This window comes from Kitasatospora sp. NPDC097691, from assembly GCF_040302665.1.
Classification (GTDB): Bacteria; Actinomycetota; Actinomycetes; order Streptomycetales; family Streptomycetaceae; genus Kitasatospora.
This window is the reverse complement of sequence record NZ_JBEORY010000024.1, coordinates 16,385-39,142: the sequence shown is the minus strand read 5'-3', so window position 1 is coordinate 39,142 and position 22,758 is coordinate 16,385. Positions and strand designations below refer to the sequence as shown.

Annotated in this window: 18 protein-coding genes and 2 pseudogenes; 9 read left to right on the top strand and 11 right to left on the bottom strand. The window is 69.6% G+C overall.

Features of this window, described 5'->3' with window-relative positions; all coding sequences use genetic code 11:
- Positions 1-33 precede the first annotated feature (33 nt).
- The 3 genes from ABTY56_RS18925 to ABTY56_RS18915 all read right to left on the bottom strand — a co-directional run bounded on the left by ABTY56_RS18925 (position 34) and on the right by ABTY56_RS18915 (position 3,177).
- Complete coding sequence (locus ABTY56_RS18925; RefSeq protein WP_350630053.1) at positions 34-261, bottom strand: hypothetical protein; 228 nt, start codon at positions 259-261, stop codon at positions 34-36.
- Positions 258-635 carry a site-specific integrase gene (locus ABTY56_RS18920; protein ID WP_350630052.1) on the bottom strand — a complete coding sequence of 126 codons (378 nt, stop codon included), beginning with the start codon at positions 633-635 and terminating at the stop codon, positions 258-260. Before ABTY56_RS18920 ends, ABTY56_RS18925 begins: the two co-directional genes overlap by 4 nt.
- Positions 636-774: 139 nt before the next feature.
- Positions 775-3,177, bottom strand: coding sequence for a right-handed parallel beta-helix repeat-containing protein (locus ABTY56_RS18915; protein WP_350630051.1), 2,403 nt, complete (start codon positions 3,175-3,177; stop codon positions 775-777).
- Between the two features lie 355 nt (positions 3,178-3,532).
- Between ABTY56_RS18915 and ABTY56_RS18910 the strand changes: the two are divergent.
- Positions 3,533-3,657, top strand: a pseudogene (locus ABTY56_RS18910) (IS110 family transposase); the annotation flags it as partial.
- Between the two features lie 65 nt (positions 3,658-3,722).
- Here the strand turns inward: ABTY56_RS18910 and ABTY56_RS18905 are convergent.
- On the bottom strand, positions 3,723-6,782 hold the full coding sequence (locus tag ABTY56_RS18905) for a Tn3 family transposase (protein ID WP_350630050.1): 3,060 nt from the start codon (positions 6,780-6,782) through the stop codon (positions 3,723-3,725).
- Positions 6,783-7,190: 408 nt separating this feature from the next.
- Positions 7,191-7,697, bottom strand: a complete 507-nt coding sequence (locus ABTY56_RS18900) for a hypothetical protein (protein ID WP_350630049.1) — start codon at positions 7,695-7,697, stop codon at positions 7,191-7,193.
- 215 nt (positions 7,698-7,912) lie between these two features.
- Between ABTY56_RS18900 and ABTY56_RS18895 the strand changes: the two genes are divergently transcribed.
- Positions 7,913-8,929: a hypothetical protein gene (locus tag ABTY56_RS18895; protein ID WP_350630048.1), complete on the top strand. Its 1,017-nt coding sequence runs from the start codon at positions 7,913-7,915 to the stop codon at positions 8,927-8,929.
- A gap of 98 nt (positions 8,930-9,027) precedes the next feature.
- On the opposite strand, the gene ABTY56_RS18890 is transcribed toward ABTY56_RS18895, so the two are convergent.
- A complete protein-coding gene (locus ABTY56_RS18890; protein WP_350630047.1) occupies positions 9,028-9,816 on the bottom strand; it encodes a signal protein in 789 nt (262 codons plus the stop codon).
- 180 nt (positions 9,817-9,996) lie between these two features.
- Here ABTY56_RS18890 and ABTY56_RS18885 point away from each other — a divergent pair, with 180 nt between their 5' ends.
- Both ABTY56_RS18885 and ABTY56_RS18880 read left to right on the top strand, forming a co-directional pair.
- Positions 9,997-10,137, top strand: a complete 141-nt coding sequence (locus ABTY56_RS18885; RefSeq protein WP_350630046.1) for a hypothetical protein — start codon at positions 9,997-9,999, stop codon at positions 10,135-10,137.
- A gap of 84 nt (positions 10,138-10,221) precedes the next feature.
- Positions 10,222-10,575 carry a hypothetical protein gene (locus ABTY56_RS18880; RefSeq protein ID WP_350630045.1) on the top strand — a complete coding sequence of 118 codons (354 nt, stop codon included), beginning with the start codon at positions 10,222-10,224 and terminating at the stop codon, positions 10,573-10,575.
- Positions 10,576-10,605: 30 nt separating this feature from the next.
- On the opposite strand, the gene ABTY56_RS18875 is transcribed toward ABTY56_RS18880, so the two are convergent.
- Together ABTY56_RS18875 and ABTY56_RS18870 are read right to left on the bottom strand one after the other, a co-directional pair.
- Positions 10,606-11,190, bottom strand: coding sequence for a hypothetical protein (locus tag ABTY56_RS18875; RefSeq protein WP_350630044.1), 585 nt, complete (start codon positions 11,188-11,190; stop codon positions 10,606-10,608).
- Between the two features lie 140 nt (positions 11,191-11,330).
- Positions 11,331-12,170 (bottom strand): SDR family NAD(P)-dependent oxidoreductase, encoded by an 840-nt coding sequence (locus ABTY56_RS18870; RefSeq protein WP_350630043.1) that lies wholly within the window; start codon positions 12,168-12,170, stop codon positions 11,331-11,333.
- Between the two features lie 49 nt (positions 12,171-12,219).
- Here ABTY56_RS18870 and ABTY56_RS18865 point away from each other — a divergent pair, with 49 nt between their 5' ends.
- Positions 12,220-13,164 (top strand): helix-turn-helix transcriptional regulator, encoded by a 945-nt coding sequence (locus ABTY56_RS18865; protein ID WP_350630042.1) that lies wholly within the window; start codon positions 12,220-12,222, stop codon positions 13,162-13,164.
- A gap of 58 nt (positions 13,165-13,222) precedes the next feature.
- Here ABTY56_RS18865 and ABTY56_RS18860 read toward each other — a convergent pair whose 3' ends face one another.
- Positions 13,223-13,969 (bottom strand): GbsR/MarR family transcriptional regulator, encoded by a 747-nt coding sequence (locus tag ABTY56_RS18860; RefSeq protein ID WP_350630041.1) that lies wholly within the window; start codon positions 13,967-13,969, stop codon positions 13,223-13,225.
- Between the two features lie 220 nt (positions 13,970-14,189).
- On the opposite strand from ABTY56_RS18860, the gene ABTY56_RS18855 reads away from it, so the two are divergent.
- The 4 genes and pseudogenes from ABTY56_RS18855 to ABTY56_RS18840 all read left to right on the top strand — a co-directional run bounded on the left by ABTY56_RS18855 (position 14,190) and on the right by ABTY56_RS18840 (position 20,288).
- On the top strand, positions 14,190-15,404 hold the full coding sequence (locus ABTY56_RS18855) for a serine hydrolase domain-containing protein (protein ID WP_350630040.1): 1,215 nt from the start codon (positions 14,190-14,192) through the stop codon (positions 15,402-15,404).
- A 163-nt stretch (positions 15,405-15,567) separates the two neighbouring features.
- Positions 15,568-18,162, top strand: coding sequence for an alpha-amylase family glycosyl hydrolase (locus tag ABTY56_RS18850; RefSeq protein WP_350630039.1), 2,595 nt, complete (start codon positions 15,568-15,570; stop codon positions 18,160-18,162).
- 85 nt (positions 18,163-18,247) lie between these two features.
- A pseudogene (locus tag ABTY56_RS18845) lies at positions 18,248-18,394 on the top strand (glutamate--tRNA ligase); the annotation flags it as partial.
- A gap of 295 nt (positions 18,395-18,689) precedes the next feature.
- Complete coding sequence (locus tag ABTY56_RS18840; protein ID WP_350630105.1) at positions 18,690-20,288, top strand: glycoside hydrolase family 27 protein; 1,599 nt, start codon at positions 18,690-18,692, stop codon at positions 20,286-20,288.
- A 108-nt stretch (positions 20,289-20,396) separates the two neighbouring features.
- Here ABTY56_RS18840 and ABTY56_RS18835 read toward each other — a convergent pair whose 3' ends face one another.
- Together ABTY56_RS18835 and ABTY56_RS18830 are read right to left on the bottom strand one after the other, a co-directional pair.
- Positions 20,397-20,876, bottom strand: coding sequence for an HIT family protein (locus tag ABTY56_RS18835; RefSeq protein ID WP_350630038.1), 480 nt, complete (start codon positions 20,874-20,876; stop codon positions 20,397-20,399).
- A gap of 169 nt (positions 20,877-21,045) precedes the next feature.
- The gene (locus ABTY56_RS18830; protein ID WP_350630037.1) at positions 21,046-22,740 is read right to left on the bottom strand and encodes a DUF885 domain-containing protein; all 1,695 of its coding nucleotides are present in this window, start codon (positions 22,738-22,740) and stop codon (positions 21,046-21,048) included.
- Between the last annotated feature and the right edge of the window lie 18 nt (positions 22,741-22,758).

Below are 22,758 nucleotides of genomic sequence, written 5' to 3'. Positions count from 1 at the left end.
GGTGTTCCGGCCACCGGGGTGAGGTATACGCATTTACTGCGGCAGCGCTGAGTGGGGCGGGGCGAGCGTGACGATCGAACCAGTGACCGAACTCGGGGCCGGGGGCGTGCTTCGGTTGCCGCGCGCCCGGGTGGTGCCGCTGTCCGCCCCGCCGGCGTCGTACACCGCGGCGGTCGAGCGGTATCTCACCGGCGCGGGCATCGCGAAGTCCTCCGCGCGGATCTGCCGGATCTCGCTGACGACGTGGGGGTGGATGTTCACCGGCGAACCCGCGGCCGGACTGCCAGTGGGATCCACTCGGTCGCGCCGCCCTTGGCGGTGATCTTGCCGCGCTTGTCCTGCGGGTACAGGTCCTCCACGTTCAGGCACAGGACCTCGTCGGCCCGTGCGGCGGTCTTCTCACGCAGTGAGACGTCCAGGCGCCACAGGGCAGCGATCTGATTCTCCGCTAGGGCCTTGGTGCGGTCCGGCGGCGCCGGCCGCCGCTCGATGCCGATCGTGGGATCGCCTTCAATCCAGCCCTGGCGCTGCCACCAGCCGATCGCCTTGCGCGCGATGGACAGCTCGCGGTTGACGGTGTCGGCGTCCATCTCGTCCGCCCGCGCCGCCGCCAGTTCGGCCAGCACCTCCGGCACGGGAGTCATCCTGGAACACTCGCCGCCTTCGAAGCGCCACCGGCCCGCTGCGTCGTCAACGTTCACCACGCTCAGCTGACCCACTGTCGGATTCGATGAGATGCGGCATCCCCGATATCAGTTCCGTCCGCGCCTCCGCCTATTCCAACAGGTTCGCCTTTCTCATCTTGGCAAGAAGTGCGTTGAAATCCTCCCTCAGCTTGCGAAAGTCCTCCGCATTCGAGTCCGTCTGTTTTTCCGCGCGCTGTGGAAGCGGTTCAATGCACCATTGGTTTGCAAGATCATCCAAGTCGTAGAGCGTCTGCCAAACTAGGTGATTGTCGGTAGTCAAGCTTCCAACGCTCTGGGGGTTATTGTCCCAGGGATCCTGCTCACCGGAGACATTGAGCCCCGGGTCCACCGGGCCATCGGTGATGTAGGCGGTCAGCCGATACAGGAAGTGATTGGCGTGCGTCGGCCTGACGGTTTCCCCTATGCGGTAGTGCTTCCCTCGAGTCCAGGCACTAGCCAGTTCCCCCTTTCCACACGCAGCCCGTACCGCCCACCCGATCGGGCCTCGGCGCGTTTTATTATCGAGGGCATTGAGGATCAGATCACCCGGGCTGTAGAAGTTGCAGCTACCCACAGAGGCATCGAAGGGAGTTCCGCTATAAACAACGCAGATTCGCCGCTCACCTTTAAAAGTATCATAATTTCCAATCCATGCTTCCGGAAGCATCAGCGCGCCGGGCAACGGACCGTTTTCGTACGCGGTTTGATAGTACGTATGGAAAGGAAATCCATGACTCAGAAGGGACGCTTCAACCCTGCCCTTGATACCCGGGGGACCTGTCTGGACTTGGGTGCGGAAGAGAGAATCCCCCGCGGGTTGCAACTTGCCGTCCATCGTCACAGACTGAATATCCTGAATGATCGTGGAATCCACATTACTTCCGAGAATGTTGGACGTTACGATCTTGGGCTCCAGTTTACCCAAGCACAGCCATTTCACACCGCCATTTGGTGTGCCATCTTGCGTCAGGCTCCCTTTCGTTGTGTTCCAATCAGGCTCAACCCCGCCTGTACGCCCGGAATTCTGCGCTTCATATAGGTATCCTTGCGCTTTGGAAGGTATCCCGTTGTCTAGGATCCCGCCCGTCTTCTGCTCGCCCTTGTCGATGTCGATCCCGCCGGAGACGGCCCGATACAATTGCACTTTGGAAAAGTTATTGAGCACTTTCAGGGCAGAGGGTCCATGTCCTCCACGGACGGGGCCGAAGCCCCAGTACGTTGAGTCGGGGGTGATGTCCATGTCCCCTCCGACTACAGCGATGGGCCCCTTGAATACCGCTGGTGCATCAATCTCGGCGTAGCAGCCGAGGTATACGGAGTACGTGGAACTACTCGGGCGTTCACAGCTGATGTTTCGGTGTTTGTTTGCTGCAGTGTGACACGAAACGAAGGTGCACCCAAAGCGCGAATTGTCGCAAATTCCATCACGCCCATTTGATGAGGCATCAACGTTCGTAACTAGTATGGTACTGGCATTGTCGTTGCCCAGGCTGCCGATGTCGAGCCCATTTTGGCCATTGCTGGTAAGGCGGCAATCACGTATCTGCACGAGGCTGGCGTTAACCACCGGTGCGACCTCACTTGAGGATATCTCTATTCCGTTGCGCCTGAAACTGACGACGCTCATTCTCTCGATGCATGCGCCGGTTGCCATAACTCGTATGCCATCCATCTGCGGGGCCTGGAGGGTGGCGGCAGGCATCCCTTGGGCGGGGATCGAATGGAGGGCGAGCTGACGAAGCACGGTATAGTCCGCCCGCCCGCGAGGGGGCCTCATGGCCAATCCGGTCCCATAGCCCACCAGGGCAATTGCGCAATAAACGGTCTCCCGCGCTGGCCCCCCGCCGACTTCACCGATTTTAGTCGAGACAGAGAGGTTGAAATTTCCGGATTTGACATCTGCGAGTATGCGGCTGGTTTCGTCATGATAAGCAAGGCCGGCACCCTCCAGAATGCAACCGTTCGAGATACGGAGAGGCTTCTTAATACGGTAGTCTCCCGGAGGGAGGTAGACGACGCTGCCGTCAGTAGTGTCGAATCGCATCGCGCAGTCCAGGGCGCTTTGGATCGCGTCTGTGTCGTCGGCTTCTTCGTCGGTTTTGCCGTTTCCCACTGCTCCGAAGTCGAGCACGCTCAGGCGTGTGTCGCGACGGGGGCGGATTGTCACCGTGCCTGAATCATCGCAGTCACCGATCCAGTTCGGAGCGCTCACGCACTTGTCACTTGCAGCGCGGACGAGCTGTCCCGAACTGTCGATGCCAACCGCGCCAACCGCGCCGGGCTTATCGGGGCCCAGGCTGCGAAGGGTGAAAACACCACTTATTTGAACTTTGACGTTGCCTTGATTCACCGTTTCCAGCGCAACCCCGAAGAACGGACTGGTGTGCAACTCCTCCGTCTTGATAGCAGGGGTGACGGTGCGTGATCCTGTGGTGCGGACCGCCTGGCCGGCTGTGATGCGCTGTGCGGCTTTCATGATTTCGATGTCCATCGGAACGTCCCTGCCGTCGAGGCTTCGTCGGTCGGACGGGTCGGCGTGAGCGCGGCCGAAGCGCGCGAGCACCCAACCTCGGGGGCTAAGGTCGGTACCCTTCGGCAGTGCACGCAACACAGCACCGTTTGGGGGCCTCTTGCACTGTTCCCCCCTTCCACGCTAGGGGTGACCACCAGCCTGCGCACTTCGCCAAGGCCCGATGGCCGTCCCGACCGCGATCATGCTGATCAAGACCGAGTGCATCCACGGCCGGGAGTTCGCCACCAAGCCGGCTCCGACTCCCTGGCCAGCACCACACCGAAACAGTTGGGAGCACGATGCCGACGTCGGCGGCGTGAGCGTCTTCCTCGGCATGGACGTCAGCAAGGCCGCTCACCATGGCCAGGGACTCACCCCGGCCGGCAATAGGGTCTTCGACAAGCAGCTGCCGACAGTGAGCCGAAGCTGCGGGCCGTCTTCGACAAGGTGGTTGCAGAGCGCGCCATTGGAGCTCGGGTGCCCTTTCGGCTGTACTGGCGCAATTCATGGCATGGACCGCACGGTCACGCGGCCATCCGGAGGCGCCCTACCGCTTCGTTCTCGGGCGGCTCCATGTCCAGGTGCCAGGTACCGAAGCGGCGGGTCTTGCTGGTGATGTACGGGGTGACGGTGGCCAGGTCCACCGGGTCCACCTCCCACCCCTCGTCGATGAGATCATTGGCCACCTTCGTAATGTCCACCGCTGTATGAAAAGTGAGGCAGTTCGCCAGCAGCTCGTTGAACTTGATGGTCTTCTCCTGGTGGTCCGGATCGTTGTCCTGGAGCACGTCGGAGGCGAACATCAGCCAGTTGCTGAACTTGTGGAACGCCTCGACCTTGTTCGTCATCGCCTGGATCGACTCGCGCAGGTCCGGTTCCGACAAGAACCTGAGGAGCACGATCGTCCTCATGACCCGGCCGAGCTCGCGGTACGCCTGGTAGATGCGGTTGCGCCTGGACTCGTTGCCCAGCCTGCGCAGCAGCGCGGCCGAGGACAGCCGCCCCTCGCGGATCGACAGCACCACGCGCATGAGGTCCTGCCAGTGGTTCTCGATCAGCCGCCAGTTGATGACGTCCTTCTGCGGGTCGCCGAACAGCGGGTCGATGTGCTGGTACTTCATCGTGGCGCTGGGCCGGTAGAAGGCCAGGTCCTTCCAGTTGCGGATGCGCGGCAGCAGCTCCACCCCGAGCATGTGCGCGAGCCCGAAGACAGGCAGCGACTGGCCTTGCGTGTCTCCGTGGACGATGTCCACGGTCACCTCGGACTGGTTCTTCAACAGGCCCTCGAACAGATACACCGCCTCCCACACGCCACATGGGATGAAGTGGCTGAAGAGCGCGATATAGGTATCGGACACGTGCCTCATCGAGATGCCGCCAAATCCCCCATACCGGATGTGGGACTCGGCCAACATGTTGTTCTCCCAGGTGTCGTACTGGGAGCCGTCGATCCCGGCCTTGCCGACCTCGCCCCACACGTGCGCCAGGTCGAGCTGAATGAACATGTCGATCACGTCCGCCGAGGCGGCGTTCAGCTTTTCCGCGGTGATGTGCTGATTGCCCGCCAGTGACAGCTCGTGCACCGAGACCTTCTGCCGCATGTGCCGGGCGACCTGCGCGGGCCCCGCGTTCGTCCCGTAGCAGAAGACTGTCAGGACATAGCGGGCGAGTTTGTCGCGGATCTTCGGATCGCTTCCGGAGGCCGGGCCGAAGTGCCGCCACCACCGGATCCAGTACGCCGTGCGGGCGAGCACGTCCAGCAGGCTCCACTCCGGCAGCCGGCGCAGGATCTCCGCCTCCAGGTCCTGCGCGGACGTGCGGCGGTCTTTGCCCTTGCGCGGGGTGAGCACGATTTTCCCCGACGCGGTGTCGATGGTCAGGTCCGCGTTGTCCGGGTACCCGGCGTCCACCTTCGCGGCTGTGGCGGTGAGCTTCTGCTTCAGCGCCGCGGTGAACGCCGGGGCGGTGGCGGGCAGCCCAGCATGCTCGCAGTAGTCGGCAACCAGCGGCTCGCACGCCTGCCAGGACAGCAGCTGGTCGTGCAGGTTGGCGTACGACTCCGAGCCGATGACCGCCACGTCTCCGGTCCGCAGCTCCTGGGTGAGGTAGAAGAGTGTGCACACCTCGAAGTGCCGCCGGTTGATCTTCCCCGGCTTGTGCTTGCAGAATAGAATGCGCTGCCACATCTGCGAGGCGAAGTCGGCCGAGACCGTCTTCGTCTTCTCGGTCCCGTCCTCCTGGGCGACTGTGTAGGTCACCGGCACCCACTGGCTGCCGCGGTGCCGCATGGCCTGGCAGAACCCCACCGCCTGGAGCACCGTGTCGTCGGTGGAGGTGGCGACCATCGACAAGGTCTCGGTCAGGTCGAGCAGAACCTTACGGTGGCTGCGGAAGTGCCGCCGCATCAGCGGCGCGTAGTTGTCGCCGTGGTGGGCGGAGACCAGTTCGTGGTCCTCCGAGAGCTTGGCCAGCCCGCCGGCCTTTTCCAGCCGCTCCAGCACCGTCTTGCCGCACTCGGCGTGCACCGCGTTCTGCTTGCGGGCACTGGTGGGGATGGTGACCGACTCCCCGTCGAAGCCGACCGCGTCCCTGGCCGCCTCCAGCACCTCGCCCAGCACCGCGATCAGCCGCTCGGACTCCGCCCGGTGCCGCTCACGGATCTTCTCCAGATCCTCCTTTGCCTTCTTCGTGATCGACCCCATGCGCTTGCACAGCATCGTCACCAGCTCGTCCCGGGCCCGCACCTTCGCCATGTGCAACAGACTCGCCAGCAGCGCAAACCGCTTCACCATGCCGACCTTGGACATCTCGGCGGCGTCCAGCACCTTCGCCTGCCCAGCGAAGTGCTCCACCTTCCCCGGCGGAACCCCCTGAAGCCATGTCGCCGTCGCCCCCATCGCTTCCAGCCTGTCCAGGTGGGCAAGGTGCTCGCGCAGGTGGGAGACCGTCGGCGCCTTCTCCGGGCGCTTCAGCTCGTCGAACCTGCTGCGACCGCCCGCAGGCACCCGCAGCAGTCCCAGCAACCGGGCGCGGTCGACCTCGTCCATCCGCGACACGATCGCTGCGAAGAAGTCCTCGTTCGCCTCAGTCCTGATCGCCGAGGCCATCTCGTCCAGCGTGCTGTAGCCGGGCAGCTCCATCCTCGCCTTGACCAGCTTCTCCAGCGCCACGTTGATCAGGTCGGCCGGGTTGTCCTTGGTCTGCACGGCCTCCCTAATCGCCACTGCAGCGACCTCCCGGGCCTTCTCCATGTCGTAGGCCACGCCGATCCGTTCACGGATGAAGTCCCGCTGCCGCGCAGCCGTACGCACCGAGTCGTGCCGCGGTGACACGCTCTCGTCCTGCTCCAGCAGACCGCGCACATGCCCGACCACCAACTCCGGCACCTCGCCCAGATCCGGGAAGTAGCCCAGCTTCTGGTAGCTCTTCAGCAGCACTACCAGCGCCAGCAGATGCTCCGGCGAGCGCGCCTTGCCTCGCGTCCACGCCACCTCGGCCGTGCCGGGGGTGAACGCCTCGTGCAACTCGCGAGAGGAGATCGTGCGCTTGAACCGCGGATACGCGGTACGTTCCACCGAAGCCATGCGCCGCATGATCCCGGCCGCTCACTCATACGAAGCACACGCAGCCGAGTCGATCACAGACACCACAAGCACATGACCAGCGAAGAAGCCCCAGCCACCCCGCCGCGAATCATCAGAAGAACCCACGAACGGGTGATCCGCCGGTGGGCCAGAGAGCTTCAGATCACCACCGCAGACGGCCTACGGCACGTTTCCGGCGTATTCCGGCTGGCCTCCACAATGGGCCGCGCCTCCAAGCATCAGGCCATGAGCTACGACCGGCTGATCGACAAGGAGGAACGCATCGAGGCCGAGATCGCAGCCCTGGACGCCAAGGCCGTCGCCTTGCCGGCCTTGAAGCTGCCAGGGACCGCCAACGGCACTGGTGTGACACCGGGGCCGTCTCAGCTCAGACGGCCTGCGGCTCGTTCAGCACAGCATGTCCTGGCCGCTGTTGACGACCGAGCCGTTCGAGAAGTTCCACTCCGGCGTGTGGCCCTCGCGGGAGCAGCCGCTGAACTCGGCGAGGCCGTAGTAGAGGCGGTCGCTGGAGGGGTTGGAGTAGATCGACAGCTTGCTCGTTCCGGGGTAGAACGAGTCCCACCAGGCCGTCCCGTCCCACACGACCGTCGGGGACGCCGGTCCGTACTCGTAGCCGCCGCCGGAGGAGTTCCGCACCTCGATGAAGCCGTTGGCCCTGGTCCAGTTCGTATTGGTGATGTGGGCTTCGGTGTAGGCGCCGGAGCTGCACGAGTCCCACGCGAGGTAGAACGTGCCGACGGTGTGACCCCCGCTCCAGATGTAGCGGGTCGGGCCGAGCTGGGACAGTCCACATGCGTGCGCGCTGGTCGCCGGGCCGGCGACCGCCATCGTCAGGCCGCCGGCTGCCACGGCGAGCGCGGTGAGGCCGGCACGAATCCGGGTGCGGAGTTCCATTTCACGTCCCCCTCGGTGAGTTGAACTTCCTCGTTCGAACGGTGCCACGGACTCCGGGCCGGGGTCCAGGCATCGACTTCCCGGGTTTCTGCAAAGCTTTCGCATCGAGGGGGCGGCCGTGCCGAGCCATGAACTCGGTTGTGAGACAGGATGGTTGGCGTCCCGCAGGACGGGCAGAGCTGCTCCAGGCACACACGACCGGGGGGACGGAATCGATGCCTGCAGCCACGCCGTACGGCGGTTCGGACAGACCGGGATCGACCCGGACCCGCGGGAGTCGTCCGGTCCGGGCCTGGACGACTCCCGCCCACACGGCGGCGCCGCGACGAACACGGGTCGGCCTGGCGGCGCAGTTCGTCCTGCAGTTCCTCTACGTTCCGCTGGGATTCCTGCTCGTGATCTGCCTGGTGGCCCTGCTGGTCTGGATGGTTTCCAGCGGTGGCGGCGGTGGCGGCAGTAGTACGGAGGTCGGCGCTCCGGCCACGATGCTGGTCGGGTTGTCGCGGGCCGGGATCTCCTGGCGCCGCCTGCGGGTCGAGTGGAACGGCAGGCCGGAGGACTGGGAGCCGTTCACCGAAGGGCTCCTGAAGGACCGTTTCGCCCGCGCGGAGAGGAAGAGCGGCTGGGGCCCGGCCGAGCTGCCGCCCAGCGGTGTGCGGCGGGCGGTCACGGGCCTCGGGCGTCACCACTACCGCGGGCTCGCCCCGACGCGGGTCGAGGAGCTGGCGGAGCGGCACGGCTGGTCGGTGGACTGGGCGAGGAGCAGGTCGGTGCAGGGCGAGTTGCACTTCTTCCGCCGCATTCCGCCACCGGAGCAGGCCGGCGTACCCGATCCGTACGGGCCGCCGCCCGCGCCCGGCACGCCGTGGGGGCCGATGCGGTGCCGCGTGGTGGTGCCGCTGCTCACCCTCGTCCTCGCGCCGCGGATGCGCCTCCTGGAGCTCGTCCGCAGCCCGCGCGCGTACGGGCGTCACCTGCGGAAGTACCTGGAGAGGCGCTTCCGGGCCGAGTCGGCGCACGAGCGCAGGAGGGACACCTACCGGTTCGACGGGGCGGGCCGGGTCCTGCGCCGGGTCAGCGTCAGGACCTGGCACTTCCGGGGCGCGGGCGCCGCAGCCGTCCTGCGGGTGGCCGCCGAACAGGGCTGGACGCTCGACCACTCGTTCCCCGCCGATCCGCGGGGCACGCTCCACCTGTGCCGACTGGACGGCGGCCGCGGCCGGAAGCCCTGACGGAAAGTCCCGACGCCGTGCCCGGGGCGGGGGCCGCGGCACGGCCGGGCGCCGGGCGCCGGGGCCGCGGGGCTCAAGAGGCGCCGGGGCCGCGGGGCTCAGGAGGCGCCGGTGGGCGCGGACCGGCCGACCTGGAGGTGGTAGTCGGCGGCGGTGGCGAAACCGCCCGCGCTGCCCCGCACGCTGAGCTCGTGGCGGCCGGGGGTGAGCGGCTCCAGCCGTACCCACAGGCCGCAGGCGTACCGGTAGACCTCCCCTGAGCCGTTGGTGAAGGGGTTGCCCTTGACCGTGTCGAACCTGATCAGGGTCGGCTCGATCGTCTCCACGGAGAGGGCGCGGCCGTCCAGGGTGGCGCTGCCCTGGGCGGCGGTCATGAAGTCCAGGCAGTCGGTCCGGCCGCCGCTCAGGTTCACCACGGGGAAGATGACCGGCATGTCGGCGGGGACGGTGCAGGAGCGTGTGACGGCTCCGCCCGTGGTGCCGGCGAGGAACCAGAGGTCGGCCTTCTGCCCCTGGCCGCAGAGGTGGCCGTCGCGGTCGAGGACGGGGTTGCGGGCCTGCTCGATCGAGGCGGCCCAGCTCCACCAACTCGCCTGGACGTCGTACGGGAGGATGGCCTGCACCCTGGCCGTGTAGGCGGGGTTCGCGTCGGGCGGGGGCTCCTGCGTGGCCGGGGCACTCGGCGAGGGGGCCTCGGCGGTGGCGCCGGAGGAAGTGGGGCCCGAGGAAGGGGTGCCCGAGGTGGCGGACCCGGAGGCGGCGGGGACGGAGCCGGCAGGACCGGAGGTGGCGGGGCGGGCGGCCCGGTCGGGGGCCGGTGAGCCGGTGCAGGCCGCGGTGAGGGCGAGGGCGCCGACGAGTACTCCGGCCAGTCGTCTGGAAAGCATGATCGGGAATCCTACGGGGCGGCCCGCCGACGGCGCGCGGGAAATTCCGGGGGCGGTTCGACCGGCGCCATGTGACGTGCGCCGAGCGGCAGGTCGTACGGAACACCCTCGAATCGCTCGTCGCCAAAGGCCGGGTGCGGCGGCACAAGGAGACCGACCGGCCGGGCGACTTCGCCGAACTTGCTCCGGGAGGCACTGGAACGGCCGACCCCGACCCTGCTCCAGGTGCTCCTCACCGACCCGGACGAGCAGGTACCGCCGCGCATCGATCTCGAACTCGCCGACCACTGGCGGACGTTCACCCGCCGGGCGGCCGCCTGACCCGCCCCGGTGCGGGTCGTCGGGGAGCCCGTCCGTCCGGGGGTGGTTGACCGACCGCCACGGCCGGGCCCTACGGTAGGCGGCATGACGAACTCGGGGACCCCGGACAGCGACAAGACCGACGTCCGGATCAGCATCTTCGGCGGCAACCGCCTTGCGGGCCATGAGATCCACAGCCGCACCGTGACCGCCTCGCTCATCGGCGGCGCCGACATCGACCTGACCGACGTGGACATCCCCGACGGCGCCGAGCTGCGGATCACCAAGCTCAGCCTGATCGGCGGCGTGAAGCTGCGGGTCCGCCCGGAGGTGCGCGTGGTGGTCGGCGGCATCCGCCTCGGCGGGGTCAGCGACGACGGCCCGAGCCGCCCCGGCGGCCCGACCGTCCACGTCGCCGCCTGGGGCCTCCTCGGCGGCGTGAGCGTCCTGCGCGACTGACGCCGACCGGCCGCAAGTCCCGCGCCGACCTCAGGCGGTGGCCGTCGGCGCGGGCGACGTCGCGCCGGCGGGCGGGGCCTGGCAGGGCAGGGTGACCATCACGCTCACGCCCTGGCCGGACTTCACCCCGCCCACGGTGATGGTGTAGTGGTCGGACTCGTGGACGGCCTCGAAGTCCCAGGTGTCCGCACCGGACTTCTTCGAGACGATCTTGAAGCCCTCACCCGCGAGCTTCTCCCGCAGGGCCCGGATCACCTCGGGACGCTGCTCGTCCGCGGCCTTCAACTGGGTCCCCGCGCCGAGCTGGTACGGCTCACCCTCATCGGCTATGCCCATCCCGCGCCCCGAGCACCTGAAGTAGCCGGCCAAATTGGCCCACGGATCGCGCTCGAGGCCCGTCAGCGTGCGCACGTGGTCCTGGACCCGCTCCGCCCGGGTCTTCGCGTCCTCCCGGGACTCGACCCGCACGGGCTTGGCCGGCGCCTCCGACCCTCCGGCGGCCGAATCCACCAGCGAGCACGAGCCGAGCACCAGAGCACCCGACACCATCAGCACGGCCGCCCGCGCCCCCCGTACGGCCGCGCCGGACGGAACGGCCGTCGATCTCTTGAACACGTGCGGTACTCCCCCGTTGAACAGGCGTGCGTTTCTGCCGTCCGGATGCTACGTCACCACCGGGAAGACTCCGCACTCGAAAAGCGCCCGCCGCCCCACCGTGCGGAGCCGGGCCCCGGCCGGCCGGGGCGGCGGGGCCGTCAGCCGTCGCGGAGGATGCGGTGGGCGATCGGCGGGTGCACGCGGAGCAGGGCCAGCAGGGCCCGGGAGGCGCCGATCGGGACGAGGGGGCGGCCGCGTCGGATGCCCCGGACGATCGCGGCGGCGGCCTCGGCGGCCGACAGTTTGCGGACCGCGCCCTCCCGGTCCGCCGTCATCGCCGTGTCGACCAGTGGCAGCACCACCTCCTGCACCCGGACGGACGGCGTGTCGGCCTGCGCCTGGTAGCGCAACGACTGCACCAGCGTGTGCACGGCGGCCTTGGTCGCGCAGTACACGGGCGCGGAGCGCTTCGGCGCGTACGCCAGGCCCGAGGTCACCGCGACGAAGGCTGCCGGGCCGCCCGCCGCCGCGAGGTGCGGCCAGCTCGCGGCCGCCAGCTCGACCACCGAGCGGAAGTTGACGGCGATCTCCTGCTCGGCCCGGTCCAGCAGTTCGGGGCTCGGCCCGCCGGTGAGCGAATCCAGGTGCTGGACACCGGCGTTGGCGACCACCGCGTCCAGCCCGCCGAGCTGCCCGGCGGCGAGCCGGACCACCCTGGCGGCCTCCCCGGGCATCGCCAGGTCGGCGATCACCGCGTGCCGTTCGGGCCGCGCCGCAGCGTGCCGTTCGGGCCGCTCGGTCCGCTCGGGCCGTTCGGGCCGTTCGGGCCCCGAAGCGGCGACGCGACCGCCGCTGTCCGGGACTTCGGGCACGTCGGGGTCGCTGCGCCGGCCGCAGGTGACGACCCGCGCCCCGGCGTCGACCAGGGCGCGGGCCAGGGCGTCCCCGACGCCGCTGGTGCCGCCGGTGATCAGAATGCGCTTTCCACTCACGTTCATGCCTGCCACGATGGCCCGCCGCCGCACCCCGCACTTGTACGATCGCGCCATGGCGCCTCCCCCGTCCCGGCCATCCGGCCGGGCCGTGCACCCCGAACTCACCGCCGCGGCGCTGTGGGCCCTCATCGGAAGCGCCACGCCCCCCGCCCCCGCCGCCCGGCTCGCCGCACAGCACCTCGCCGACGGCACCCCCGTGCCCGAGCACCTGCACCGCGAACTGCTCGCCCACCTCCACCGCCTCGGCTGGCCGACCGTCCTGGCCGCCGCCCGCCGGCTGTTCGCCCTGCCGCAGGACCCGCTGCTGCGCTCCCTCGCCGCCGCCGAGGACGTGGCCGACCTGCTCAGCCGCTCCCGGCTCGCCGAGCCCTGGCTGTACATCGGCCACACCACCCGGGTCGACCTGCGCCCGGGCGAGCTGACGGTGCACCACCTCGGCCACCTCGGCCACCGGCCGCTGCCCGCCGAGACGCTCTTCGTCTGCGCCCTCCACCTGACCGCCGTCGCCACCGTCACCGCCCAGGACGTGGCCGTCGTCCTGCTCACCGGCGACGGCCGCACCCTGCCGCCGTCCGCCGTCCACCCGACGGACGCGCCCGCCCCGATCGCCGCCTGGCGACTGCGCTGGACCGACACCGCAACGACTCCGACGGCACCCCACCAGTCCGAGCGGCGGCTGCTCGGCGAGGTCCGCCGCCGGATCGCCCTCGACCCGGCCGCCCCCTGGCGGGTCGCCGGCACCGCCGCCGGCCTCGGCCTGTCCGCGCGTACCCTGCAGCGCGCCCTGCGCACCGCCGGAACCACCTTCCAGGCCGAATTGACCGCCGTCCGCCTCGACATCGCCGGACACCTGCTGCGCCGCACCGACCTGCCACTCGCCGACATCGCCGCCGCGGCCGGCTTCACCGACCACCCCCACCTCTCCCGCCGCTTCCGTGCCCACCACGGCTGCACCCCCGGCCAGTTCCGCCGCCGGCCCGTCGAGGCCGCGTACTGACACCACAGAGGCAGCGACCGGGCCCGGGTCGGACAGGAAGGCCGCCGCCCGCGACCGGTCACCCCGGCATGCCCCGACGTGCTGCCGTTGACCGCGCCGCCTCCTCGGCCCGCCTCCGCCGTTGCACGGCACGGACGATGTCCGCTCCGGTGTCCTCCAGAAAGACGGCCGCCGTGCCCAGCCTGGCCCCGGCCGGTGTGGCCGCGCCGAGCAGGTCGGCCCCGCTGCGCGTGAACTCGGCGAGCATCGCGTTGCGTTGGGCACTCGCCAGCAGCGCCCGGTACCAGACGTCGTCGTCGACGACGTACCGTTCGCGGCGACCGTCCTCGTCCTGCTCGCGCCGCACCAGCTCCTGGCCGGCCAGGTAGCCGACCGCCTTGGAGACCGACGCCGGGCTCACCCCGAGCCGCTGCACCAGTTCGGCCGCCGTCAGGCTGCCGCTGTCGGTGACGTAGAGGCAGGTGAGCACCCGGGCCACCATGCGCGGCAGGCCGGTGTGCACCAGCAGCTCGGCGAGCTGCGCCGCGTACTCCCGTACCGCCGCCGGATCGCGCCCGTGCGCCGCGCTCACGCCGCCGTCGGACGTTCGCGACGGCCCGGCCTTGCTCCGCCGGGAGCGCCGCAGGGTGGCGCGCTGGGCGTTGTCGGCCCGGTAGCCGGAGGGGCCGCCGTTGCGGGCGATCTCCCGGGTGACCGTCGACGTGGGGCGCGCGAGCTGCCGGGCGATCTCTCCGTAGCCGAGCCCTGCGGTGAGCCCTGCGGCGATCCGGCGGCGGTCTTCCTGGGTCAGCCTGACACCCGGCATGGATGCTCCTCTCGTCGCGGTCGAGTATGCGGTCACCGTAGAGCCCATTGCAGCAGACGGGGCAAGCCCATTGCATACGTCCCCAGGCTCATTGCAAGGATTGACCGTCACTGAGCTGCCCTTACAAGCCGGTTGACCATCGGCGGCATTGATGGATCTGCGAACTGACATCTAGCCTCTTCACGAATCGCGAAACCCATTGCCGCCAGGAGAAGTCCTCATGAAGACCACCGTCCGCACCGCCCTCACCGTCCTGCTCGCCGGATCCCTGCTGGCAGTCGCTCCGGCGGCCGTTGCCGACGACCACGCACGCGACCGCGACCACGACCGCCGGCACGCCGGCGTCCAGTCGGTACTCGACCGCGCGGTGTCCGAGGCCGGCCTGCCGGGGGCCATGGCCGAGGTCCGGGACGGCGACTCGACGTGGTTCGGGCAGGCCGGCACCGCCGACCTGAACACCGGGCGCAAGCTCACGCCACAGGACCGGTTCCGGATCGGCAGCACCACCAAGACCTTCGTCTCCACCGTCGTCCTCCAGCTGGAGGCCGAGCACCGGCTCAGCCTGGACGACAGCGTCGGGCACTGGCTGCCCGGACTGGTCGACGGCAACGGCTACGACGGCCCCCGCATCACGATCCGTCAGCTGCTGAACCACACCAGCGGCATCCACAACTTCGCCAGCACGCAGCTCGCAGCGGACGAGTTCGTCGGCCTGCCGTTCCTGCAGCACCGGTTCGACAGCTTCACCCCGCGTCAGCTGGTGGAGCTCGCTCTCGCCTACGAGCCGACGTTCGCCCCGGGAACGGGCTGGGAGTACTCCGACACCAACTACGTGCTCGCCGGGATGATCGTGGAGCGGGTCACCGGCAGTAGCACGGCGCAGCAGATCGCCCAGCGGATCACCGAGCCGCTGCACCTGAAGAGCACCTACGAACCGACCGGTGACGATCCCCGCATCCACGGCCCGCACGGCCGCGCCTACTCCAAGCTGATGGTGCCCGGCGACACCACCCCCTTCTACGACGTGACCGAGCAGAACCCCTCCCTGGGCTTCGGCTCGGGCGACATGATCTCCACCAACGGCGACCTCGTCACCTTCTTCCGTGACCTGCTCGAAGGCCGGCTGCTGCCGCCCGCCCAGCAGCAGGAGATGTTCACCGTGCTCGACCCGCGCGGCGGATGGATCCAGAACACCCGCTATGGCCTGGGCGTCGCCTCCCTCGACCTCTCCTGCGGCACGGTGTGGGGCATGGGCGGCGCGATCGACGGATCCTGGTCCTACACCTTCGGCACCCGCGACGGGCACCACGTCCTCTCGACGGAGGTCAACGGCGACTGGGCCAACGGCACGTGGACGTGGCCGATCGGCGTCTTCACCCCCGAGTTGGAGGCGGAGTTCTGCAAGCCCGCAGCGACCGACGCCGCCACCTCCTGAACCGACCACCGCACGCCGCACGCCGCACGCCCGCCGACGAATCCCGTGACGGGCGGGGGGGTGGAATCGGCCGACGGACGGGGGGATACTGGATCTTGGAGGTGCTTCTCGGCCGAGCTGGGCTCTTCGTTGTCGGAAACGACCGGGAGAGGTGGTGCCGGCGATGTCGTCTCGTTCGAAGTCGCCCGCTTTCTGGCTCCGGACGTTGACGGTCGTCTTCACGGTGGCGATCTTCGCGATGCTCGTCGATGTCTTCGTCGACAGCGCGATACGACACACGCAGAACGTGACCGCCGCGATCATCGGGGTGTTCGGGGCGCTGGTCCTCGCCCTGCTGGCCTTGGCGAGTCCGGGGACGCTGGAGGAGCTCTCGTTCGGGCCTTTCAAGGCCAAGTGGCAGCGAATCAGGAAGCTCGAAGACGAGGTCCAGTCGCTCCAGTTGGCGATGCTCAGCCTGCTCACGCGGTACGAGCGCAGCCACCTGCGGAAGTTGGTGCCCGGGAACGAGGACGGGCAGGTGCAGTACCGGCCGTCGATGTACCAGGAGTTGGAGCGGCTGTATCACCTGGGCTACGTGAAGCCGCGGCCCGAGTCCCCCGGCCTGATGGGGATGAAGGAGACGTTCGAGAAGGACCCGATCACGCACTTCGCGCTGTCGGAGTACGTGGCCATCACGGCCAAGGGAACCAAGTACCTGGATCTGTACCGGACTTGGACCCCTAAGGTCGAGGTGAGCCGACAGGGGGACGTGACGATCGGCGGCAAGGCCTACGGCCGGGCGGAGAACTGGGAGGACGTCGTGGACTTCGCCATGAGGTCGGGCTGGATCGACGAGCCGGACGGCGAGGACGTGGACTTCGCCCGGAACACGCCGGAGACCCTGCGCACCCCGGAGGCCCTGCGCACGCCGGACGCGGAGCCGGACCGGAAGAAGGACGAGGTCCCTCCGGGGATGGGTGCGATCCCGGAGCCGGACGGCACGGGATTCCGGGTCTGGGCCCCGCACGCCGGTGCGGTGAGCGTCCTCGGGTCGTTCGACGGCTGGGCCACGCCGCACCCGATGGCCACCGAGGGTGACGGCTGCTGGGCGGTCCGGCTGGAGGAGGCCGGCCCGGGTGACGAGTACAAGTACGTGGTCACCACCCGCGACACCGAGCTGTCGCAGAACACCGAGCGGTGGAAGATCGACCCCTACGCGCGCCGGCTGACCGGTTCGGTCGGCAACGCGGTGATCGAGGCCGCCACCTTCGACTGGGGCAAGGAGGAGTGGCACCCCCCGGACCTGGACGAACTCGTCATCTACGAGCTGCACGTCGGCACCTTCAGCGGCGCCCACGACGGCCCGCCCGGGCGGCTGTCCGGGCTGATCGAACGGCTCGACGTGCTGGAAGACCTCGGGGTGACGGCCATCGAGCTGATGCCGGTCACCGAGTACGCCGGAGAGCGGTCCTGGGGCTACAACCCGGTCTCGGCCTTCGCGGTGGCGGGCGACTACGGCACCCCGGACGACCTGAGGACCCTGGTCCGGGAGGCCCATGCGCACGGTCTGGCGGTGCTGTGCGACGTCGTGTACAACCACTTCGGGCCGAACGACCTCGATGCCGGGCTGCGCCGCTTCGACGGCTGGTACCAGAACGACGGCGACGGGATCTACTTCTACAACGACGAACGCCGCGGGACATGGTGGGGTCCGCGCCCGGACTACGGCAGGCCCGAGGTCCGCCGGTACCTGAAGGACAGCGCACTGTGCTGGCTGCAGGAGTACCACATGGACGGCCTGCGATGGGACGGCACCGCGTTCATCCGCAGCGTCGGCGTGAGCAACGAGGGCGCCGACGGACCGGGCGACGGGATCCCCGACGGCTGGCTCCTCCTGCGCGAGGTCAACGGCGCGATCGGGGCCGACCTGCCGGGGAGGATCCGCATCGCGGAGGACCTCCAGGACGACGACGCGCTCACCGCCGACCTCCCCGACGGGGCGGGGTTCGACTCCCAGTGGGACGGCCGGTTCGTCCACGCCCTGCGGGACGCGCTGACCGCCGTCCGGGACGAGGACCGCGACATGCAGCGGGTCTGCGAGGCGATCGGGCACCGGATCGGCGACCGCGCGCTCGCCCGGGTCGTCTACACCGAGTCGCACGACGACGTCGCCCAGGAGCACCACCGCCGCCGCCTGCCCGAGGCGATCTGGCCGGACAACGCCGGGAGTCGGTACGCCAAGAAGCGCTCGACGCTCGGCGCCGTGGCGGTGATGACCGCACCGGGCATCCCCATGATCTTCCAGGGGCAGGAGTACATGGAGGAGACCGCGTTCGACGACCGCACCCGACTCGACTGGGCCGCCAAGCGGCAGAGCCGCGAGGGAATCACGCGGCTCTACCGGGAGCTCATCACCCTGCGACGCAACTGCGGGCGCACCACCGCCGGCCTGCGGGGCGCGGAGGTGGAGACGTACCACTGCAACGACATCGACAAGGTGATCGCCTTCCGCCGCTACCCGACGAACCACCCCGACGACAGCACCGTCGTCGTCCTCAACTTCGGCAACCGCGCATACGAGGAGTACGAGCTCGGGTTCCCCCGCGAAGGGATCTGGCACGTGCGGTTCAACAGTGACGCGAAGGACTACGACCCGGAGTTCGAGAACGCGCCCAGCCCCGACGTCCGCGCCCGCCCCGGGACCAGGGACGGGCAGCCGTGCATGGGCACGGTCGGGGTGGGACGCTACAGCGCGGTCATCCTGTCCCAGGACCCGTGACGGGCGAAGGGGCCGTGACGGGCGCAGGCCACCGAGCAGCCGAGCCCGCCGCTCACACCCCGCGAGGGGAACGACGCACTCTCGCGGGGTGAAGCCTGGCAGGGCCCAGGCACCGGTACGCGTCGCCGTGACCGGCCGGACGGTGGGCCTGCCGCTGTTCGAGTCGCTGGAGGTACTGGGCCGCGAACGAACCCTGGCCCGGCTGGATACCGCCGTGGAACGCCTGGCCTGACACGCCGACCGCCGCCCTCTGTCTGCAACACCACCCCTACCGCCATCTCTGCTGCCTGTGCCCCGGACTCCGGGGCACAGGCAGCTGCCGTCCGGGTCACCCCCAAGGTTCCATGCACCGCTGAAGCACGAGCTGAAGCGTGAGTCGAAACATGAGCTGACACCCAGTCAAATCAACGGATTCCAACACAACAGCCGAGCCTGGCACGACTATTGACGCCAATACAAAACATGAGCAACCTTATTCAAACACAATGGCTCAGCTGACCCTCCACCACCCAGGAGCGTTTGTGCAGATCCGTCGACTGACCCGTTCCGTGCTCGGCAAGGCCGCGATACTCGCCCTGCTGGTGCCGGGACTACCCGCCGCCGTGCTCACCGCCGCCGCTCCCCCGGCCGCAGCGCTGGACAACGGACTCGCCGAAGCCCCACCCCTCGGCTTCAACGACTGGAACGCGTACGGCTGCGACGTCTCCGAGTCGCTGATCAAGTCGACCGCCGACGCGATGCACACCAACGGCATGCAGGCCGCCGGCTACCAGTACGTCAACATCGACGACTGCTGGATGACCTCCAGCCGCGATGCCGACGGCAATCTGGTGCCGGACCCGGTGAAGTTCCCCGACGGCATCGCCGGCACCGCCGCCTACGTGCACACGCTGGGCCTGAAGTTGGGCATCTACGAGGACGCGGGCACCGAGACCTGCGCCGGCTACCCGGGCAGCCTCGGCCATGAGCGCCAGGACGCCGCCGCGTTCGCCGCCTGGGGTGTCGACTTCCTGAAGTACGACAACTGCAACAACCCGGGGACCAGCGCAGCGTCCCGCTACACCGTCATGCGGGACGCGCTGGCGGCGACCGGTCGGCCGATCCTGTTCAGCCTCTGCAGCTGGGGCCAGGAGTCGGACTGGACCTGGGGCGCTCCGATCGGCAACACCTGGCGCACCACGCTGGACATCAGGCCCACCTACGACAGCATGCTCTCGATCTTCCACACCAACGTCGGCCTGGGCGCCTTCGCCGGGCCGGGGCGCTGGAACGACCCGGACATGCTGGAGGTGGGCAACGGCATGTCCGGCACCGAGGACCGCACCGAGTTCAGCCTGTGGGCCATGATGGCCGCCCCGCTGATCTCCGGCACCGACCTCACCACCGCCTCCGCCGACACCCTGAGCATCCTGACCAACCGCCGCGTCCTCGCGGTGGACCAGGACCGGCTCGGGAAGCAAGGCCAACTGATCGCCAGCGGGGGCGGGTTGGACGTGCTCGCCAAGCCGTTGGCCAACGGGGACGTCGCGGTGGCGCTGTTCAACGAGAACGCGACCGCGGCCACCATCAGCACCTCCGCCGCGGCGATCGGCAAGACCCACGCGGCGCACTACACCCTCACCGACCTGTGGAGCGGCACCACCAGCCGCACCACCGGAGCGATCGGCGCCACGGTGCCCGGCCACGGCACGGTGATGTACCGGGTGGCGGGCGGACGTTCGGAGCCGATCCCGTCTGGCGTGGTCTCGGCGACGGGCTCCGGAAGGTGCCTGGACGTCCCGCGGGCCTCGACCGTTCCCGGAACCCAGCCGGAGATCTGGGCCTGCAACGGCGGCGGCAACCAGGTCTGGACCCGCACCCCGACCGGTCAGCTGACCGTCTACAGCGGCGGCGACACCCGCTGCCTGGAGGCGTCCGACGGCCGGACCACGCCCGGCACCACGGTGCGGACCGCGATCTGCGACGGTCGGGCCGGCCAGCAGTGGAAGTTCAACGCCGACGGCACCATCACCGGCGTGCAGTCCGGCCTGTGCCTGGACGTCACGGGCGGCAGCACGGCGAACGGGGCTCTGGTCGAGCTGTGGACCTGCACCGGCAGCAGCAACCAGCGGTGGAAGCTGAGTTGACGTAGCACCGCGCCCGGAGCAGTGGGGCCGGCCGACCGGAACTCCCGGCCCGCCGGCCCCACTTCACTTCGGCTGCACGACGCCTCGACTGTCGGCACACGCCCGTCGTCAGGCCGCCGGGCGCAGGCGGTCCAGCTCGTCCCCGATCGCCGCGCGCAGCGGGTCGTGCCGAGGGCCGAGGGCGAACCGCTCGTCGGACCACCGGTCCCGGGGGTAGAGCCACACCGGCCTGCCCACCAGGTCGGTCGGCTCCCACTCGAACCGCGGCCAGACGTGCGCGTGCAGGAAGCCGTCCGTGTTGCCGAGGATCTCCAGGTTGACCCGCCGGAAGGCCGCGTCCAGGCGACGGGACGCCCGCTCGACCGCCTCCCCGAGCCGGTCCATGTCGGAGAGGAAGGCCAGCCGTCCGTCCCTGGGCAGGTCCGAGAGTCGTTCCACCCGGGGGTCGTCCGCCAGGAGCACCGAGTAACCCGGCAGGAACTGCACATCGCCGATCACGGCGAACCCCGCGGCCAACCGCCGCAGCACCGTGGGGTTCTCACCCCGCAGGGCGCTCCCGATCCGATCCGTCCGCCAGTCGTCAGCCATGGCCGGACTCTACCCGGTCACGACCACCCGCCGGCCGGAGGGTGGTCGCGGGCGCCGTGGTGCGGCTCGGCAGGCCGCCCCCGCACCCCGGCCACACCCGGGCCGCAGGCAGGAAAGCCTCCGGGCCCGGGTGCTACACCCCGCTTGACGCACGGTCATTGACGTACGGTCACAGGACCGCCAGTGCCGGCTCCAGGTCGTCCAGGCCCAGGGAGCCCTGACGCAGGGCCTTCATGTGCCAGCGCTTGAGGTCGAAGTCGGCGCCCAGCCTGCGGCGGGCCGCCTCGCGGCCGGCCAGCCAGGCGCGCTCGCCGAGCTTGTAGCCGATGGCCTGGCCCGGGCGGCCGAGGTAGCGGACGATCTCGCTCTCCAGGACGGCCGGCGTCATCCCGGCGTACTCCGCCATGAAGGCGGCGCCCAGCTCCGGGGTCCAGCGCTCGCCCGGGTGGAACGGGGAGTGGGCCGGGATGACGCTCTCCAGGTGCATGCCGATGTCGATGACGACGCGGACGATGCGCATCATCTGCTTGCCGAGGTAGCCGAGGCGGCGTGCGGGGTCGGCGAGGAAGCCGAGCTCGTCCATCAGGCGTTCCGCGTACAGGGCCCAGCCCTCCACGTTGGCGCTGATCTTGCCGAGGGTGACCTGGTAGCGGGACAGCTGCTCGGCCGCCGCCGTCCAGGAGGCGAGCTGCAGGTGGTGGCCCGGAACGCCCTCGTGGTACCAGGTGCTGACCAGCCGCCAGGTGCGGAACCGCTCCTCGGCGTCGCCGTTGGCCAGCGGCAGGAAGGTCCGGCCCGGGCGGGCGAAGTCCAGGCTCGGGCCGTTGTAGTACGGCGCGGCCGCGCCGCCGGCCGGGGCGATCCGGGTCTCGACGCGGCGCAGCGGGCCGGTGATGTCGAAGTGGCGCCCGTCGAGTGCCTCGATCGCGTCGTCGGTGATCTGCTGCAGCCAGGCGCGCATCCGCTCGGCGCCCTGCACGGTGTGCCCGTGCTCGTCGAGGTGGGCGCGGGCCTGTCGGACGGTGGCGCCCGGGAGCACGCGTCCGGCTTCGGTGCGCAGCTCGGCCCAGACCCGGTGGAACTCCTCCCACGCCCAGCCGTAGGCCTCGTCGAGGTCGAGGTCGGCGCCGGTGTACCGGCGGGCCCCGAGCAGGTAGCGTTCGCGGCCGACGGCGTCCGGCGTGCCCTGCGCGGCGGGCCGGTAGGTGTCGCGGAGCCAGTCCCGGAACGCGGCGACGGCGGCGGTGGCGTCCTTCGCGGCCGAGTCGAGGTCGGGGCGCAGCCGCTGCGGCGCGGGGGCGACGAAGTCGGCGAACCAGCCGGGGCCGCCGGTGGTCTCCCCGGTCCAGGCGGCGAGTTGGGCGGCGAGCACGTCGGCCTGCCGGGGCGCGGCGAGCAGTCCGCGGTCGATGCCCTCGGTGAGGGTGGCCCGGTGGCCGTCCAGCGCGGCGGGCAGGTTCCGCAGCCGGCCCAGCACCGGGGCCCAGTCCTCGTCGGCGGCGGTGGGCATCATCGTGAAGATGTTCCGGAGCTGGTGCACCGGCGTGTGCAGGTTCGCCACGGTCCGCAGGTGCTCGCCGGCCTCGTGGGCCCGCACCTCGGCTTCCAGCCGCTCGCGCAGCAGCCGGGCGCAGGTGTGCTCCGCCGGGTCCGCGTCGGGCCCGGTCGCGGGCAGGGCGTCGAGTCGTGCGAGTGCCTGCCGGGCGAGCCGGACGTGCTCCTCGATCCCGTCCGGTGACAGGTCGGGCATCGTGTCGTCGCCCGGGGCCAGGCCCAGGGCGGTGGAGGTGACGGGATCGAGGGCGGCGACCCGGGCCACGTGGTCGTCGGCGATCTGTCGGGGAGTCATCACGTGGTCGGGCATGTCGTCCTTCTCGCTCGC